The organism is Dactylosporangium fulvum (assembly GCF_025137375.1).
Taxonomy (GTDB): Bacteria; Actinomycetota; Actinomycetes; order Mycobacteriales; family Micromonosporaceae; genus Dactylosporangium; species Dactylosporangium fulvum.
In genome coordinates this window covers 1,345,882-1,360,714 of sequence record NZ_CP073720.1, presented here as the reverse complement: position 1 = coordinate 1,360,714, position 14,833 = coordinate 1,345,882, and the positions used below count along the sequence as shown (strand labels likewise).

Sequence of the window (14,833 nt, the reverse complement as noted above, 5' to 3'; positions counted from 1 at the left end):
GAGACTTCATCCGCACGTGCAACAAGCCGTGACGTAGGGGAGGATCGTCCTCATGTGTGCCGCGCGACAAATACCTGTGCCCAATGGGTGGGTGTGAGCATGGCCGACGTGAGCACGACCGTGGACCTGCGTAACCGGCGGCTCGGGCCGTTCGCCGGGGAGCGGATCCGCGTGCTGCTCGTCGAGGACGATCCGGGCGACGCATTCCTCGTCGGTGAGCTGCTCGCCGAGGCGGACGCCCCCTTCGACGTGCAGATCGCCCAGACCATGCGGGAGGCGCGCCCCCAGCTCCGCGAGGTGCACTGTGTGCTGCTCGACCTGGGCCTGCCGGACGCGAGCGGGCTCGACGGGCTACGGCAGGTGCTGCAGGACGCGGCGGGCGCCGCGGTCTGCGTGCTCACCGGCCTGGAGGACGAGCATCTCGGCATCGCCGCGGTCGGGGAGGGCGCACAGGACTACCTGGTCAAGGGCACGGTCGACGGCGCCTCGCTGTCCCGCGCCGTGCGCTACGCGGTCGAGCGGAAGCGCGCCGACGAAAACGCCCGGCTCCTGCGCGAGTCCGAGCTGCGCCAGGCGGAGTCGGCCCGGCTGGAGCGCGGCCTGCTCCCCCAGCCGCTGATGGGCAACGTCTCGGCCGACCTCTTCTCCATCTACCGCCCCGGCCGCGACCGGGCGCTGCTCGGCGGCGACTTCTTCGACGCGGTCGCCGTGGACGGCGCGAACGGAAGTCAGCTGCACCTGCTCATCGGCGACGTCTGCGGCCACGGCGTCGACGAGGCCCCGCTCGGGGTCGCGCTGCGGGTCGCCTGGCGGGCGCTGGTGCTCGCCGGTGTGCCGGAGGACCATGTCCTCCCCTCGTTGGAGCAGGTACTGGTCAGCGAACGGCGCTCCGACGAGCTGTTCGCGACGGTCGCGGTGGTGACCGTCGACGTTACTGCCGGTACCGCCCGCATGCGCCTCGCCGGACATCCACCGCCGATCCTGCTGGCCGACGGTCGTGCCGTGCCGTGCGACGTGGAGCCCGGCCTGGTCCTCGGCGTGCTGCCCGGCATTCGCCGGCCGGCGGCCGAGGTCTCGTTCGGGCCGGCGGACTGGTCACTGCTGCTGTACACCGACGGCCTGATCGAGGGCGGTGCCGGCCCGGGCTCCGTCGCCGGCGAGCGGCTCGGCGTCGACGGGCTGTGCCGGGTGCTGGCGAGCCCCGACCGCGCCCAGCCGCGGGACCTGCCGGCCTGGCTGACGGTGCAGGTGGAGACCCACAATGGGGGTCCGGTGTCCGACGACATCGCCGTGCTGGTGCTCAGCCCGCGCACCTTCGACCCGAGGACGTCATGACTACAGCCTCCTGGTCGCTCTGGCGGCGGATCATCGCCCTCTGCTCGGTGGTCGCGAGCCTGCTCGTGATGGTCGCGGTCAGCGCGACCATCACCGCCGCCGCCAACCGGACCGACACCAACAAGGTGATGGACCGGCTGACCCCCGCGCTGGTCAATGCCGAGCGGTTGTACTCACAACTGCTGCGCCAGCAGACCAGCACACGCACGTTCCTGCTCACCGGGCGGGACTCGGACCTCGATGCGTACCGTGACGCGCAGCTCCAGGAGCAGCAGATCCTCGCCGACACCGTGCGGCTCGTGGCCGAAGAACCGGCGCTCGTGGCCGCGGTGCGCGATGTCGGCGTCGCCACGGCGAGGTACCGCAGCGAGGTCACGGAACCGCTGATCGCGCAGACCCGTGCCACCGGGCCGGACCCGGAGCGTGCCGCACCGACCGACCAGGCCCGGTCGGTGTACATCGCTGCCTCCAACCGGATCAACGCGCTGAACCAGGCGCTCGGCAGCCGCCGCGACGACGTCGCCGGACGGGTGCGTGGCACCAGCGCGGTGCTGATCCTGCTGCTGGTCTTCGCCGCCGTCGTGGTCGTCGTGGCCGGCGTCGCGCTCGCGCTGCTGCTGCGCCGGCTGGTGACCCGGCCGGTGACGAACCTGGCGAGCGAGGTGCGGCGAGTGGCGGCCGGCGACTACGACTACGAGATCCGCAGCAGTGGCCCGCCCGAGCTGTCGGCGCTCGCCGAGGACGTCGACACGATGCGCCGCCGGATCAACGCCGAGCTCACCGACGTCCTGGAGGCCCGCCGGCTGGTCGAGGAGGCCAACCGGATGCTCGAGCAGCAGGCCGCCGAGCTGACCCGGTCCAACCGCGACCTTGAGCAGTTCGCCTATGTCGCCAGCCACGATCTGCAGGAACCGCTCCGGAAGGTGGCGAGTTTCTGCCAGCTGCTCCAGCGGCGGTACTCGGGGCAGCTCGACGAGCGGGCCGACCAGTACATCGGGTTCGCCGTCGACGGCGCCCAGCGTATGCAGCGGCTGATCAACGACCTGCTGGCGTTCTCCCGGATCGGCCGGCTGACGAACGGGTTCACCGACGTCGACCTCAACAAGGTGGTCGTCGACGCCGCGGCGCAGTTCGACGCGCAGCGCGAGGCGACCGGCGCCGAGATCGTGTTCGCCGAGCTGCCGGTGGTCCACGGCGAGGAGCCGCTGCTCGGGGCGCTGTTCAGCAACCTCATCGGCAACGCGCTCAAGTTCCGCCACCCGGACCGGGCCCCGCGGGTTGTGGTCGACTGTCAGCGCGTCGACGGCGAATACGAGATCAGCGTCGAGGACAACGGCATCGGCATCGAGCCCGAGTTCACCGACAAGGTGTTCGTGATCTTCCAGCGGCTGCACGCCAAGGAGACGTACCCCGGCACCGGCATCGGCCTCGCGATCGCCAAGAAAATCGTCGAGTACCACGGGGGACGGATCTGGATCGACCCTTCGCACCGCGAAGGTACGCTGTTCCGGTTCACGCTCCCGGTGCCTGATCAAACCGCCGAGGCTGCCGCGAGCCCGTCCCCGATCGAGGAGTCCGTCTCATGACCGCGCCCATGGAAGCATCCCTGCCGATCGAGGTGCTCCTGGTGGAGGACGACCCGGGCGACGTGCTCATGACCCAGGAGGCGTTCGAGGAGCACAAGGTCCGCAACAAGCTCAACGTGGTGCCGGACGGCGAGGAGGCCCTGGCCTACCTACGCCGGGAGGGCAAGCACACCAACGCGACCCGCCCCGACCTGATCCTGCTGGACCTCAACCTGCCGCGTGTGGACGGCCGCGAGGTGCTCCAGGTCATCAAGGAGGACCAGGACCTGCGCCGCATCCCGGTTGTCGTGCTGACCACCTCCCAGGCCGACGAGGACATCCTGCGCAGCTACTCGCTCCACGCCAACGCGTATGTGACCAAGCCGGTGGATTTCGACAGTTTCATCGCCGTGGTGCGCCAGATCGACGAGTTCTTCGTCAGCGTCGTGAAGCTCCCCCCGCGCGGCTGAGCGCCGTTCAGGGCCTTCAGCCGCACAGAAGCTCTCCCGCGCGGCCGGGGCCGCGCGGGGCTCCGTAGCTCAGCTCAGTCGCGCGACCTTGGCCAGCAGCAGCGCCTCGGCGATGCACACGCGCTCGAACTCGCCCAGGTGAAGGCTCTCGTTGGGGCCGTGCGCGCTGGTCTCCGGGTCCTCGACGCCGGTGACCAGAATCGCGGCCTTCGGGAACAGCTCCTGGAACGTGGCGATGAACGGGATCGAGCCGCCGACGCCCATGTCGACCGGTTCGGCGCCGTCCCAGGCCTCGGTGAACGCCGCTCGGGCAGCGTCGTAGGCCGGGCCGGTCGCGTCGATCACACACGGCTCACCGAGCTGCTCGAGCTCGACCGTGACCTGTGCGCCCCACGGAGCATGCTTGCGCAGGTGGGCGGTCACCGTGTCGTACACCCGCTGCGCGTTGTCACCGGGTGCGATCCGCACGCTGAACTTGGCCTTCGCCACCGGCACCAGGGCGTTGGGCGCACCGGCGGTCGGCGGGGCGTCGATGCCGAGGATGGAGATCGACGGCCGCGTCCACAGCCGTTCGACCAGCCTGCCGGTGCCGATGAAGGAGACACTTTCGAGCATTCCGGCCTCTTCGCGGAACCGGTCCTCCGGGTAGTCCAGCGGCGCTGACTGCGTGCGGACGAGCCCCTCGACGGCGACGTCGCCGTTGTCGTCGTGCAGGGTGGCGATCAGCCGGGAGAGTGTGATCAGCGCGTCGGGGATCGCACCGCCGAACATGCCACTGTGGACAGCGTTCTCCAGCGTGCGCACCTCGACGAAGCCGTTGACGATGCCCCGCAGCCCGGTGGTGAGCGCCGGCTGGCCGATGTCCCAGTTGCCGGAGTCGGCGATGACGATGACGTCGGCGGCGATGTCGTCGCGGTGCTCGCGCAGGAGGTCTTCGAGCGACTCGGAGCCGAACTCCTCCTCGCCCTCGATGAACAGCACCACCCCGACCGGCAGGTCGTCACCGAACGCGCGTAGCGCGGCGATATGCGCCATGATGCCGGCCTTGTCGTCGGCGACACCGCGGCCGTAGAGGCGCCCGTCGCGCTCCACCGGCTCGAACGGGTCGCTCTTCCACTGCGCGAGGTCGCCGACCGGCTGGACGTCATGGTGCGCATACAGCAGGACGGTGGGCGCACCGGGAGGCGCGGGTCTGCGGCCGATGACGGCCGGCTGGCCGCCATCGCGGACGATCCGGACGTCGGGGATGCCGGCACCACGCAACAGCTCGACGACCGCCTCGGCGGACCGCTCGACGTGGCTGTGGTCGAACCCGGTGAAGGCGATGCCCGGAATGCGCACAAGACGCTCCAGGTCGGCCCTGACCCCTGACATCTCCCGCCGGATCGCGGCACGGAGTTCTTCCTCGGTGAGCGCTGTCATGCCGTCGAACTTACTGTGCCGCTCACGTCTCCGTGCCGCCTCCCCGTGCCCGGTGCCGTCGCTCTCGTCCCGCGTTCTCACTCCGCCGGTCTGCGGCCGGAGCCTTCGGACCCGTCGGAGCCGTTGCCGCGCATCCAGCCACGCATCCGGCCGGCACCGGCGCCGACCCACTCGCCGACGTCCGACGCACCGTCGCCGAGCTTGCGCAGCAGCGACACGAGTGGGTCCTGCGACCGGTTGAACGCCTGCCGGTACGACGCCGCCGCGGCCTTGATCTCCTCGCTGACCGAGGCGTCCCCGTCGCCGTCGCGGCGCGGGTAGTCGCCGGAAAGAATCCGCTGATATTCCCCACTGTCGATCCAGGCCCGGACCTCGGCGGCCCGGGCGACCGGCATCGGGTGCGACCGCGCCGTCACCATCCGGATCTTGATCAGGCTGTCACGCAGGTCACCGGCCCGGTCGAACTCCGCCGCCTGCTCCAGGAACGCGGTCGTGTCGACCTCGGACAGGTCGCCGCCGCCGGCCAGCTTCATGGCGAGCCGCAGCGAGGCAGCCGGGTCCTGACAGGCGAGCAACCCCGCCCGGTCGGCGGACAGTTCCGCCTTGCGCCACCACTCCATCAATGCGGCGATGATCGCCCGGAGGACCATCGACCCGACCGGCAGCCAGGCCAGCCGGACCGCCCAGTCGGTCAGGATCAGGACCATCGTGCGGTACACCGAGTGGCCGCTGATCAGGTGGCCGAGCTCGTGCCCGAGCATGCACCGCAGCTCCTCGTCGTCGAGCAGCTCCACCGCGCCGCTGTTGACCACGATGAACGGCTTCGACATGCCGATGCACATACCGTTGATCGAGCGGTCCGCCTGCACGTAGAGCTCGGGGAGCTCGACCAGGTCGAGCGACGCGCCGGCCTCGGCGAGCAGCCGGTGCACCCGTGGGTATTGCCGGTGGTCGACGCGGATCGCGTTGCCCAGGAACTGCAGGCGCCAGGCCCGCTCGTTCCACAGCGCGTGCAGCGACTTGAGCACGTCGTCAAACCCGCGTAGCTCGCGCAGCGCCACCAGGGCACCCCGGTCCGCCGGATGCTCCCAGGCCCGGGAGCTGATCCCGGTCAGCACCACCCGCCGTCGTGCCGGAGGGTTGCCGCCCTGCGCCTCATCGGTGCTCATTCGCCCCGCCTCCCCGTCTGCCGTTTCTCCGGCCGCGGTCGCCCGCTCCGAGCCGCTCACCGGATCGTCTCCCAGTCTTACGCAGGGCGTCTACCCGTTCGCGGCCATGATGTACTCAATTTCCGGATCGTGTTCAACCGATGGCGCTCCGTCCGCCCGCACGTCAACGGCGTCGGCGGTCGGATCGGCGGCGAAGTGGGCGTCCTCGTCGAGCATCCACCGCTCCCACTGCGGCCGCAGTTGCTCGCCGTCGCGCTCCAGGCCGCGCGCCAGCCGCAACTCCCGTGGCGCCCGGACAAAAACGCCCAGTGTGAGATCCGGGCGAACCGCCGCTGACGCGCTGCCCACCCCCTCCACGACCAGCGTGTGCGGCACCTCCAGCGGCGTCCATGTGTCCACCAGCCGCTCCGCCGCCCAGTCGTACCGCCGGAAAGCACCCGCCCGCCCCTCCCGGAACGGCTCGAAGACCCACTCGCGCAGGCGTGGCTGCCAGGCCATCAGCTTGGCCCAGCCGTCGAGGAAGTCGTCGGTGTGCAGCTCGGCGACCGCGACCCCCTCGGCCCGCAGCGCGGTCGCCAGCCGCCCCGCGAACGTCGTCTTGCCGGAGCCGGCCCGCCCGTCGACCGCGACGAGCCGCACCGGCCCGAGCCGCGGAGGCCGCTCGATCACCGTCCGCGCGAGCGCGGCGTAGGCTCGCTTTGCCGCTGTCATCGCACGCCCGTCGCCGGCTCGGTCACCCGCAGGCCAGGCACGATCGTCGGCAGGTCACCCGGCGCGCCCCCCTCGATGAGCCGCCACAGCGCGTCGGTGTCGAGGTGCTCCTCCACCAGGTCGCCCAGGACGTCGACGGTCCGCTCGCGCAGCGCCGCGAACGACGTGTCGGGCGCGACCACGAACCCGTGCCGCCCCGCGAGCCGGGCCGCCTCGGCGAGGAAGGTCCGCCGGAACCCGTCGGTCTCGAACGCTCCGTGCCAGTGCGTGCCGAACACGTTGCCCACGACCGCCCCTTCACCGGCCCCGCCGGGCAGCCGGATGAACGGGTCACCAGCCGGTCGCGAAACCTGCCCGTGATGGATCTCGTACCCCTTGACGGGCACCCCGCCGAACGCCGTGCCCGACGGCAGCGCAAGCGTCTTGCGCTCCGCGAACGTGATGTCGACGGGCAGCAGTCCCAGTCCCGGCACCGCCCCGCGGCGGCTCTCGACGTCGTCATGGATCCGCTCGGCCAGCATCTGGAACCCGCCGCAGATCCCCAGCACCGGCTTCCCCGCCGCGGCGTGCCGCAGCACGGCGTCGGCCAGCCCCCGCTCCCGCAGCCAGGCCAGGTCGTCCACTGTGGATTTGCTGCCGGGCAGCACCACGAGGTCGACGTCGGCCAGGTCGGCGGGCTCGACCGTGAGCCGGACCTGCACACCCGGCTCGCAGGCCAACGCCTCGGCGTCGGTGGCGTTGGACAGTCTCGGCAGCCGCACCACTCCCACCCGCAGCCACTGGCTCCCCCGCGCCGGCGCCGGACGTCCCAGAACCCGGCCGTCGTAGGCCAGTGAGTCCTCCGCGTCCAGCCACAGGTCGAACGACCACGGCACCACCCCGAACGTCGGCCGCCCGGTCAACTCCGTGAGCGACTCGACCCCCGGCCGCAGCAGCCCGGCGTCACCGCGGAACTTGTTGATCACGAACCCGGCGATCAGCGCCTGGTCGTCGGCGTCGAGCAGGGCGAGTGTGCCATACAGCGCGGCGAACACCCCGCCTCGGTCGATGTCGCCCACCACGACGACGGGCAGGTCGGCGGCGCGGGCCAGGCCCATGTTGGCCAGGTCGGTGGCCCGCAGGTTGATCTCCGCCGGGCTGCCCGCACCCTCGCAGATCACCACGTCGTGCCGAGCCCGCAGGTCGTCGAGCGTCTCCAGCACCGTGGCGCGCAGCCGGTCCTTGATCTCGGCATAGTTGGCGGCGCCGATGTGCCCGACCGCCTGCCCGAGCACGATGACCTGGCTCGTCCGGTCGGAGCCGGGCTTGAGCAGCACCGGGTTGAACCGGACGCTCGGCGCCAGCCCGCACGCGACCGCTTGTAGTGCCTGCGCCCGGCCGATCTCACCGCCCGTGCCGTCGGGCTCGATCGCCACCGCCGAGTTGTTCGACATGTTCTGCGCCTTGAACGGCGCCACGTCGACTCCCTGTCGGCGCAGCCAGCGGCAGATCCCGGCCGTCAGCATGCTCTTGCCCGCGTCCGACGTGGTCCCCGCGACGAGCAGCCCGCCCCTTCCGGCCATACGTCCTCCGCTTCGTTCAGGACCAGTCACGCGTTCTCCACCTCGCTCCGGGCCGGTCATGCGCCCACCCCCCGCTCCGGGCTCATCGCCGCCCTCGCCACCAGCGTGCCGCTGCGGCCAGCCCGACGGCCGCGGCGCCCACGGTCACCGACAGCGCCGCCGCGCGCCGCACGTCCAGCGGTGCCGGCGGCCCGCCGTCGCCCAGGTGCGGACGCTCCTCGACCCGCGAACCGTAGACGTTGCGCCCGCCGAGCCGCACCCCCAGCGCACCGGCGGCGGCCGCCTCGCACTGGCCGGAGTTCGGACTCGGGTGGCGGCTGCCGTCCCGCAGCCAGACGCGAAGCGCCTGCGCGGGATCACCGCTGACGACCGGCGCCGCGGCGACGGTCAGCGCCCCGGTCAGCCGCGACGGCGCCAGGTTCGCGAGGTCGTCGAGGCGCGCGGAGACCGTGCCGAACCGGGCGTATCTGGCAGAACGATGACCCACCATTGCGTCGAGCGTGTTCACGGCCCGATAGCCGACGATGCCCGGCAGCCCGGCCACGGCACCCCAGAACAACGGCCCCACCACGGCGTCCGACGTGTTCTCGGCGACCGACTCGACCGTTGCCCGGGCCAACTCCGGCGGGTCGAGCGCCGACGGATCTCGCCCGCACAGATTGGGCAGCTGGGCCCGCGCGCCGGACAGGTCGCCGCTCTCGAGCCGGTCCGCCATGACGCGCCCTTCCCGCGCCAGGCTGGTGCCGCCCAGCGCGGCCCAGGTCGCGGCGGCGACGAGCGCGGTGCGGGCGAGCGGTCTGCGCCGCGTCAGCCGTCCCGCGAGCGCGGCCGCGGCGACGGGCACACCGACGGCCACCGCGGCGAACCGGGCCCCCGCGACACGGTCGTCCGCGTATGTGCGCCGCTCCACCATGAGGGCGAACCGCCCGAACCCCGCCACCGGATGCCACCGGCGCGGATCACCGAACACAACGTCGAGGAGCGCGCCGAGCACGATGCCGGCCGCGTCCGCCGCATACCTGGGTCGAACCATGCGCCAGAACCTACAGAGACCGACTGACAATTTTTCGAGCCACCCTCCGGGCACCTTGCCTTAGCAAGCAGATGGCGCAAAAACAAGAGCTTGCCTCATATCCATCACCGTCTTATTTTGCACTCGTGCAGCTCGTGCTCTTGCCCGTTCTTGTGCCGCTGCGGGACATCCGCCGCGACGACGCGCACTCGCCCGTGATCGACGACTTCATGGGCGGGCTCGGTGTCGGCTACAGCTACGGCCCGCCGTTCGACCAGCGCCTCGTCACCTGGGCTGACCTGCAACGCATGGAAATGCCTCGACGCGCGCTGCGCCGCCAGGCCGCACACAATCTCGACGCCCGCCTCGGCGTCGCCGCCGTACACGGGCAGCCGCCCGCGCTCATGCTCAACTTCGAGGGCATCGCGTCGACCCTGCTGCTCGCGGAGGCGTTCTGGGCCGGGCTCGAGCAGTCCGTCCCGGGCGAGCTCGTGGTGGGCGTGCCGGCCCGCGACGTGGTCATCGTGACGGGCTCCCACTCGCCGCCCGGCCTCGCCAAGGTCCGCCGGGCCGTCGACCGCGTGTTCTACGCCGGCGACCGCCACCTGCTGTCACGCAAACTGCTGGTTCGCCGTCGAGGCATCTGGGAGCTCTTCGCAGATGTACGGCCCGCGCCCGCCCTCGACGGCGCACAGCACGGCTTCGTGTAGTTGTCCACAAGTCGGCGGTTGTCCACAGATTCGACCGCCGGTGCGAGCGGCGGTGGCTCCGTCTGACGCAAGCTCTTCCCGGACGCGGGAAGGGGGCGGCGATGGCGGACACCGGCAACAGGCGGAGACTGCGGCAACTCGGAGGGCGGTCGCCGCCGGTGGTGCTGCCCATACCCGAAACCGGGTGGCCAGCGGGCGCGAGCGGGGCAGCGCGCCGAACGACAGTGAGGGCATGACAACCGTTGCAGCGCCCGCCGCGGTCCGGGCCGCGTTCGGGCTGTGGCTCCTGGCCGTCGGCGCGGGAGCATTCGAGACCGCAGTGGTCGTGGCGAGCGGGAAGCCGGCGACGGCGCCGTCGCCGGCGTCGCGATCCGCTGCGTCGTCTACGCCGCCGTGATCGTCACCGCATTGCGGATGCGGGCGGGCAAGCGCTGGGCCCGGCTCGCACTGGCCCTGATGCTGGGCATCATCGGCACGTTGTCGCTCGTCATGGAGCCGATCGGCTGGCTCCTCGACGGCAACTCGGTCGGTGCCCAGTTGGCCGACGCCGACACAGCATGGTGGCTGATCGCGGTCGCACGCACCGTCCACGTGGCAGCGGTGTGGGGCGCTGTTCCCCTGATGTTCGTCCCGTCCGCCGGCCGGCACTTCCAGCGCACCCCGCGTCCGGTCGCCACCTGATTGATCACAGCCCTCCACGGCATGCCAGCAAACGCCCGGCCTGATGCCAGGTCCCTGTCGTCGCTCGCGGGGACCTGGCGTGCCGGTCGCCTGCCCCGGCGAACGGCACGGCCGTCAGGAGGCCTCGTCGGCGGCGAGGCCGGCCGCGATCCGTTGCAACACTTCGGTGGCGGGCCGGCCGGTGGCCTTGCTGTGCTCGATCAGGATGAGCGCCGCGAGGTTGGTCATCCCGGTGAAGGCACGGCCGATGTCCACCACGGCGTCGTCGTCGCCGATGATCTGCTGGAGGTATTCGCTGCGTGTCTCGGTGTCCAGCGGCGACTGGAAGAGCAGGGTCAACACCCCGATGGCGTTGCGCGTGTCCTCGCGCCGGCGCTCATTCAACGATCTGCCTCGGCTGGTCGCTGGGTTCTGGCAACTGTGGTGCGCCCGGTCACGACTCAACCCTACGACCGTGAGGCACCTGGAACATTACCAACGCCCACCGAACCATTCCGGGCACTCGAACGCAAAAACGGACCGACCCACACGACGCCAGCGCAGCGACGCACGGCAGGACGCTCGGCACCGCCGTCCCGCGCCGACGAGAGATCCGAAGGGCCACGCCGCCCGAAGATCACCGTCGGTCGAACGACCGCGCCCTCCACGGAGCACTCGCGCCGGACACCGGCTGCACCGGCCGAAGGCCCCCGCTGACCACGACCACCTGCCCGACGGCACATGTCACTCGAACGCCCATGCTCGCCCGAGCACCCCGCGTCGACCCACGGGCCTCGCTGACCGACCCGTGGGCCTCGCTGGCCAAAGGGATCACGCCGGCCGACAAATCCCGTCGGCGGAAAACAGCGCCAGCCGAAGAGCCACGCCGGCAAGGGGCCGAGCTTGCCAAGACGCTGCACCGACCAAGAGGCCATGGCGGCAGGAGGACAGCGCCGGCAGGAGGACGGTGCCGCCGCGGCATGGCGCGCTGGGGCGGCGGGCGGCTGGGCTCTGCCGCGTGACTGCTGGTGGGCGCCCACGCATCAGGCGGTGGGAGCAACGTCCTTCTAAGACGTCGGTCGCGGGTTCAAGCCCCGTCTGCCCCACGCCTCTGCTTGGCGATCGCGCTGGTGGCTGCCAGACTCCGACTGCAAGGACCACGGTCGCGCCGGAGGCAAAGAGCGCAACTGTACGCGGAGGGCGAGGCCGCGGGAGCGACGATCCGGACCACGACGGACATCGCGGTAGCCCAAAGAAGCAAGACTGACCGGCTCGGACGCCGAACGTTGCCGTCCCAGCGCCGCGCGGAGCTTTGGTGCGGCACATCCACGGACTGATCCGCAACGCCCTCGGCGACGCCGAGCGGGAGGAGCTGGTGCACCAGGCGGAGCGGCGGGCGCTGACCATGGAAGAGGCGAAACGCCTTCTGGCGGTGCTGAAGGGGCATCGGCTCGAAGCGCTCTACGTGTGCGCGCTGACCGTCGGCCTGCGCCGGCTGCACGACCTGCGGCACGCCTGCGCGACGTTCCTTCTAGCGTCGGGCGCCTCGCCCCGGACGGTGATGAAGGTCCTCGGGCACAGCCAGATCGGGTTGACCATGAACACGTACGCTCACGTCCTGCCCGAGATCGAGCGGACGGCCGTGGACGACGCCGCTGAGCGCCTGTTCGGCGCTTAGGCTATACGGCTGGCTGTATGGGCGCCTGGCGGCGCTGACAGTGGTGCGCCCGGTAGGACTCGAACCTACGACCTTGGGATTAGAAGTCCCCTGCTCTATCCACTGAGCTACGAGCGCATGTCGTCGCACAGGCTACCGCCACCCCGGGCGGAATTGCTTACGGGGAGCCGGATTTGCTGTGCCAAGGACAACACGCGTCGCTGCGGGCGGCAACAGGGTTCTGCGAAACGGCCTGGATCAGCCGATGCTGCGGCCGTTGACCGAGGCCCGCATGCTGCGGGACTTGCGCAGGTCACGGGTCAGGCTGAGGCGCTTGAGCCAGCGGTCACGGCCGTCGTAACGGGCGCGGAACGCCTTGCGGCCGTGGACGGTCCGCCAGTTGTCGAGGAAGAGGATCTCGCCGGGCTGGAGGGCCACGTCCTGCAGGTGCGTTTCGATCTCGGCGCACAGCTTGGCGAACGCGGCGGCGAACTCGTCCTGCTCGGGCATGTCCATGTAATACGGGTCGACCCGAAGATACGGCCGGTCCTCCGCGCCGAAGATCAGCGCGACCGGCTCCGGCGCCGCGTTCATCCGGTCGATCCGGTTGAAGCTGGTCATGCGGCCGGCCAGACCCGGCACCTCGTCGCGACGCAGGATGTGCGCCTCGTCGGGGCGAATGACGAACCGCTCTTGGCACAACAGGGCCAGGTCTTCCGCACTGAGCCGCAGGTCGGCCATCTGGGCGAGCGTCGTCGCCACGTTGTCGGGGTTGCGCAGGCACATCAGGCCCAGGTATTCGGGCCGGAAGGGGTGATACGCCTCCTCGGTGTGCCACTCCAGCTTGGTGACCGACCCGGTGCTGGTCTGATCGGCCTCGTGACCCGGCCGCGGCGCGACGTGCTGCAGGAGACGGCCCTGCTGATAGGTCTCCCAGCCGATCGGGTCGCCGAGGCAGGACGCGAACAGGAAGAACGCGATGTCGTGCCAGAGGGTGGCCTTCTCGTCGGCGGGCTGGCCGTGGCCGAACGGGGTCGGCCCGATGGCGGCGTCGTCGACCGGCAGCCCCTGGATCAACAGGGCGCCGTTGGGCTCCAGCATCTTGAAGTCCAGCAACTCCGCACGAATGCGCACCGGCAATTCGTGGGAGGCGAGGGTGACCGCGCGGAGGAATGCTTCACTTTCGACGGTGTCGAACTCGTCGGCAAGGCGCTCGATCGTCCACTCGACGGACTTGAGCTCGTCGGCGTCAATACGTAGCGTGGCCGGTGCGACCATGCCGCCCTCCAGATCAAGAGCAAACCCGATGGGCAGACGGGTCGTGGACTATTCGGTCTCAATCGGCCGTCTGCAGTGCGACAGCGCGCGCGCAGACTTTAGGACTCACCGCCGACAGCAGTCAATCAATCGAGGTCAACGAGCAACGCTGCTCTACGTGACGAAGTCTAAGCCGACGTCGCCAATGTCAGCGGACGAACCCCAGATCAAGACGTATCGGTAACCATTCCGCAATCCTGCCCAACGGGTCGGGGAATGATCCATTCGTCCAATCAAGGTCGGCCTGAGCGGTCACCCGCGACAGCCGCCCCAGACGATGCCGGTCGTCGATGTTCTCCGGTAAGCGGCCGGGCCGGCGCCGACCCCGTCGGAAGACGGGCTGGAACCGACCCGGCCACGGCAGCTTTCCACCCGGGCCCGCCTACCCGAATGGGCCGCAACTATGCAGGCACCGGCACCCGGCGCGACCGCTTCCGGCGACCGGACGCCACCGGAGAGTCCTCGTCCGGGTCCACCACGTCCACCGAGTCCACCGACTCCACGGCCTCGTCGCCCTCGTCGTCCTCCTCCGGGTCGGGCTCCCCCGCGCCGGCGAAGACGGACGCCGAGTCGGCGGCGAACTCTCCTGCCAGCTCGGCGAGCACCTCGTCGGCGAACGGATCCCGGTCGACCACGTGCTCGTCCACCAGGGTGACGAATCCGCCGAGCTCGGCGTCGTACTTCCGGCGCCGCGGCAGCTCGTTGACCTCCGGCGCGGGAACGGTCGGCGCGCCGCCGATCCGCTTGTCGGAAAGCTCGTCGTCGACCGCGCTGGTCAACGTGTTGGCTTTCACCCGGGCGAACTTCGCCCGGCCGCGCGAGAGGTCGTGACCGACCGAGAACGCGTCCAGCTCGTAGCTCACCCGCCTGACGTGGTCGTCACCCTCCCAGTCGCGGCTGTAGAGCCGGCCGGTCACGATGACCGGGTCGCCGACGTTGACGCTGCGGGCCACGTTTTCGGCGAGCTGCCGCCAGCAGTTCACCCGGACCCGCAGGCTGTCCCCGTCGACCCAGCGCTCGTTGACCTTGTCGAACCGGCGCGACGTCGTCGCGACCTTAAAATGCGTGACGAGCGCCTGGCTCTCCACCAGCCGCCGGGCGTCCGGCGGATTGAGCACGTTGCCCACCACCGTCACCGTTGTCTCGAACATCCTCGTCTCCCTCCACCTCGGGGCTCGGAGGGAGCTTGCGTGATACCACCCACCCGCCGCTCGGGCCGCAAGGCGTTTCTGTGGACAACGGA

14 protein-coding genes and 1 tRNA gene are annotated in these 14,833 nt (G+C 70.7%); 6 read left to right on the top strand and 9 right to left on the bottom strand.

The genetic code is table 11. The features are described 5' to 3' along the window. Positions 1 to 108: 108 nt before the first annotated feature. From Dfulv_RS06315 to Dfulv_RS06305, 3 genes are read left to right on the top strand one after another with little or no spacing between them, the layout of a single operon-like run. Positions 109 to 1,335, top strand: coding sequence for a PP2C family protein-serine/threonine phosphatase (locus tag Dfulv_RS06315; protein WP_259861678.1), 1,227 nt, complete (start codon positions 109 to 111; stop codon positions 1,333 to 1,335). Next, entirely contained in the window at positions 1,332 to 2,921 is a 1,590-nt protein-coding gene (locus Dfulv_RS06310; protein ID WP_259861677.1) for a sensor histidine kinase, read from the top strand. Before Dfulv_RS06315 ends, Dfulv_RS06310 begins: the two co-directional genes overlap by 4 nt. Then, the gene (locus Dfulv_RS06305; RefSeq protein ID WP_259861676.1) at positions 2,918 to 3,370 is read left to right on the top strand and encodes a response regulator; all 453 of its coding nucleotides are present in this window, start codon (positions 2,918 to 2,920) and stop codon (positions 3,368 to 3,370) included. Before Dfulv_RS06310 ends, Dfulv_RS06305 begins: the two co-directional genes overlap by 4 nt. 69 nt (positions 3,371 to 3,439) lie before the next feature. Here Dfulv_RS06305 and Dfulv_RS06300 read toward each other — a convergent pair whose 3' ends face one another. The 5 genes from Dfulv_RS06300 to Dfulv_RS06280 form a co-directional block, all read right to left on the bottom strand. Continuing rightward, complete coding sequence (locus Dfulv_RS06300; RefSeq protein WP_259861675.1) at positions 3,440 to 4,792, bottom strand: dipeptidase; 1,353 nt, start codon at positions 4,790 to 4,792, stop codon at positions 3,440 to 3,442. Positions 4,793 to 4,869: 77 nt separating this feature from the next. Beyond that, on the bottom strand, positions 4,870 to 5,961 hold the full coding sequence (locus Dfulv_RS06295; RefSeq protein ID WP_259861674.1) for a M48 family metallopeptidase: 1,092 nt from the start codon (positions 5,959 to 5,961) through the stop codon (positions 4,870 to 4,872). A 90-nt stretch (positions 5,962 to 6,051) separates the two neighbouring features. Next, positions 6,052 to 6,672: a uridine kinase family protein gene (locus Dfulv_RS06290; protein ID WP_259861673.1), complete on the bottom strand. Its 621-nt coding sequence runs from the start codon at positions 6,670 to 6,672 to the stop codon at positions 6,052 to 6,054. Continuing rightward, the gene (locus tag Dfulv_RS06285; RefSeq protein ID WP_259861671.1) at positions 6,669 to 8,234 is read right to left on the bottom strand and encodes a cobyric acid synthase; all 1,566 of its coding nucleotides are present in this window, start codon (positions 8,232 to 8,234) and stop codon (positions 6,669 to 6,671) included. Before Dfulv_RS06285 ends, Dfulv_RS06290 begins: the two co-directional genes overlap by 4 nt. 82 nt (positions 8,235 to 8,316) lie before the next feature. After that, complete coding sequence (locus Dfulv_RS06280) at positions 8,317 to 9,267, bottom strand: cobalamin biosynthesis protein (RefSeq protein WP_259861670.1); 951 nt, start codon at positions 9,265 to 9,267, stop codon at positions 8,317 to 8,319. Between the two features lie 125 nt (positions 9,268 to 9,392). Between Dfulv_RS06280 and Dfulv_RS06275 the strand changes: the two genes are divergently transcribed. Together Dfulv_RS06275 and Dfulv_RS06270 are read left to right on the top strand one after the other, a co-directional pair. Then, positions 9,393 to 9,956, top strand: coding sequence for a hypothetical protein (locus Dfulv_RS06275; protein WP_259861669.1), 564 nt, complete (start codon positions 9,393 to 9,395; stop codon positions 9,954 to 9,956). A 279-nt stretch (positions 9,957 to 10,235) separates the two neighbouring features. Then, complete coding sequence (locus tag Dfulv_RS06270) at positions 10,236 to 10,637, top strand: hypothetical protein (RefSeq protein ID WP_259861668.1); 402 nt, start codon at positions 10,236 to 10,238, stop codon at positions 10,635 to 10,637. A gap of 114 nt (positions 10,638 to 10,751) precedes the next feature. On the opposite strand, the gene Dfulv_RS06265 is transcribed toward Dfulv_RS06270, so the two are convergent. Next, positions 10,752 to 11,021 (bottom strand): hypothetical protein, encoded by a 270-nt coding sequence (locus Dfulv_RS06265; protein ID WP_259861667.1) that lies wholly within the window; start codon positions 11,019 to 11,021, stop codon positions 10,752 to 10,754. A 910-nt stretch (positions 11,022 to 11,931) separates the two neighbouring features. On the opposite strand from Dfulv_RS06265, the gene Dfulv_RS06260 reads away from it, so the two are divergent. Next, complete coding sequence (locus tag Dfulv_RS06260; protein WP_259861666.1) at positions 11,932 to 12,294, top strand: tyrosine-type recombinase/integrase; 363 nt, start codon at positions 11,932 to 11,934, stop codon at positions 12,292 to 12,294. Positions 12,295 to 12,335: 41 nt separating this feature from the next. On the opposite strand, the gene Dfulv_RS06255 is transcribed toward Dfulv_RS06260, so the two are convergent. The 3 genes from Dfulv_RS06255 to Dfulv_RS06245 all read right to left on the bottom strand — a co-directional run bounded on the left by Dfulv_RS06255 (position 12,336) and on the right by Dfulv_RS06245 (position 14,741). After that, a tRNA-Arg gene (locus tag Dfulv_RS06255) sits at positions 12,336 to 12,411 on the bottom strand. Between the two features lie 120 nt (positions 12,412 to 12,531). Beyond that, complete coding sequence (gene gntD, locus Dfulv_RS06250; protein WP_259861665.1) at positions 12,532 to 13,551, bottom strand: guanitoxin biosynthesis L-enduracididine beta-hydroxylase GntD; 1,020 nt, start codon at positions 13,549 to 13,551, stop codon at positions 12,532 to 12,534. A 440-nt stretch (positions 13,552 to 13,991) separates the two neighbouring features. Beyond that, a complete protein-coding gene (locus Dfulv_RS06245) occupies positions 13,992 to 14,741 on the bottom strand; it encodes a single-stranded DNA-binding protein (RefSeq protein WP_259861664.1) in 750 nt (249 codons plus the stop codon). Positions 14,742 to 14,833: the final 92 nt, after the last annotated feature.

Coding starts and splice junctions, on each gene's coding strand:
- Dfulv_RS06300 (WP_259861675.1), bottom strand. CDS start 4,792: ATGACAGCGCTCACCGAGGAAGAACTCCGTGCCGCGATCCGGCGGGAG.
- Dfulv_RS06310 (WP_259861677.1), top strand. CDS start 1,332: ATGACTACAGCCTCCTGGTCGCTCTGGCGGCGGATCATCGCCCTCTGC.
- Dfulv_RS06295 (WP_259861674.1), bottom strand. CDS start 5,961: ATGAGCACCGATGAGGCGCAGGGCGGCAACCCTCCGGCACGACGGCGG.
- Dfulv_RS06305 (WP_259861676.1), top strand. CDS start 2,918: ATGACCGCGCCCATGGAAGCATCCCTGCCGATCGAGGTGCTCCTGGTG.
- Dfulv_RS06290 (WP_259861673.1), bottom strand. CDS start 6,672: ATGACAGCGGCAAAGCGAGCCTACGCCGCGCTCGCGCGGACGGTGATC.
- gntD (WP_259861665.1), bottom strand. CDS start 13,551: ATGGTCGCACCGGCCACGCTACGTATTGACGCCGACGAGCTCAAGTCC.
- Dfulv_RS06285 (WP_259861671.1), bottom strand. CDS start 8,234: ATGGCCGGAAGGGGCGGGCTGCTCGTCGCGGGGACCACGTCGGACGCG.
- Dfulv_RS06280 (WP_259861670.1), bottom strand. CDS start 9,267: ATGGTTCGACCCAGGTATGCGGCGGACGCGGCCGGCATCGTGCTCGGC.
- Dfulv_RS06245 (WP_259861664.1), bottom strand. CDS start 14,741: ATGTTCGAGACAACGGTGACGGTGGTGGGCAACGTGCTCAATCCGCCG.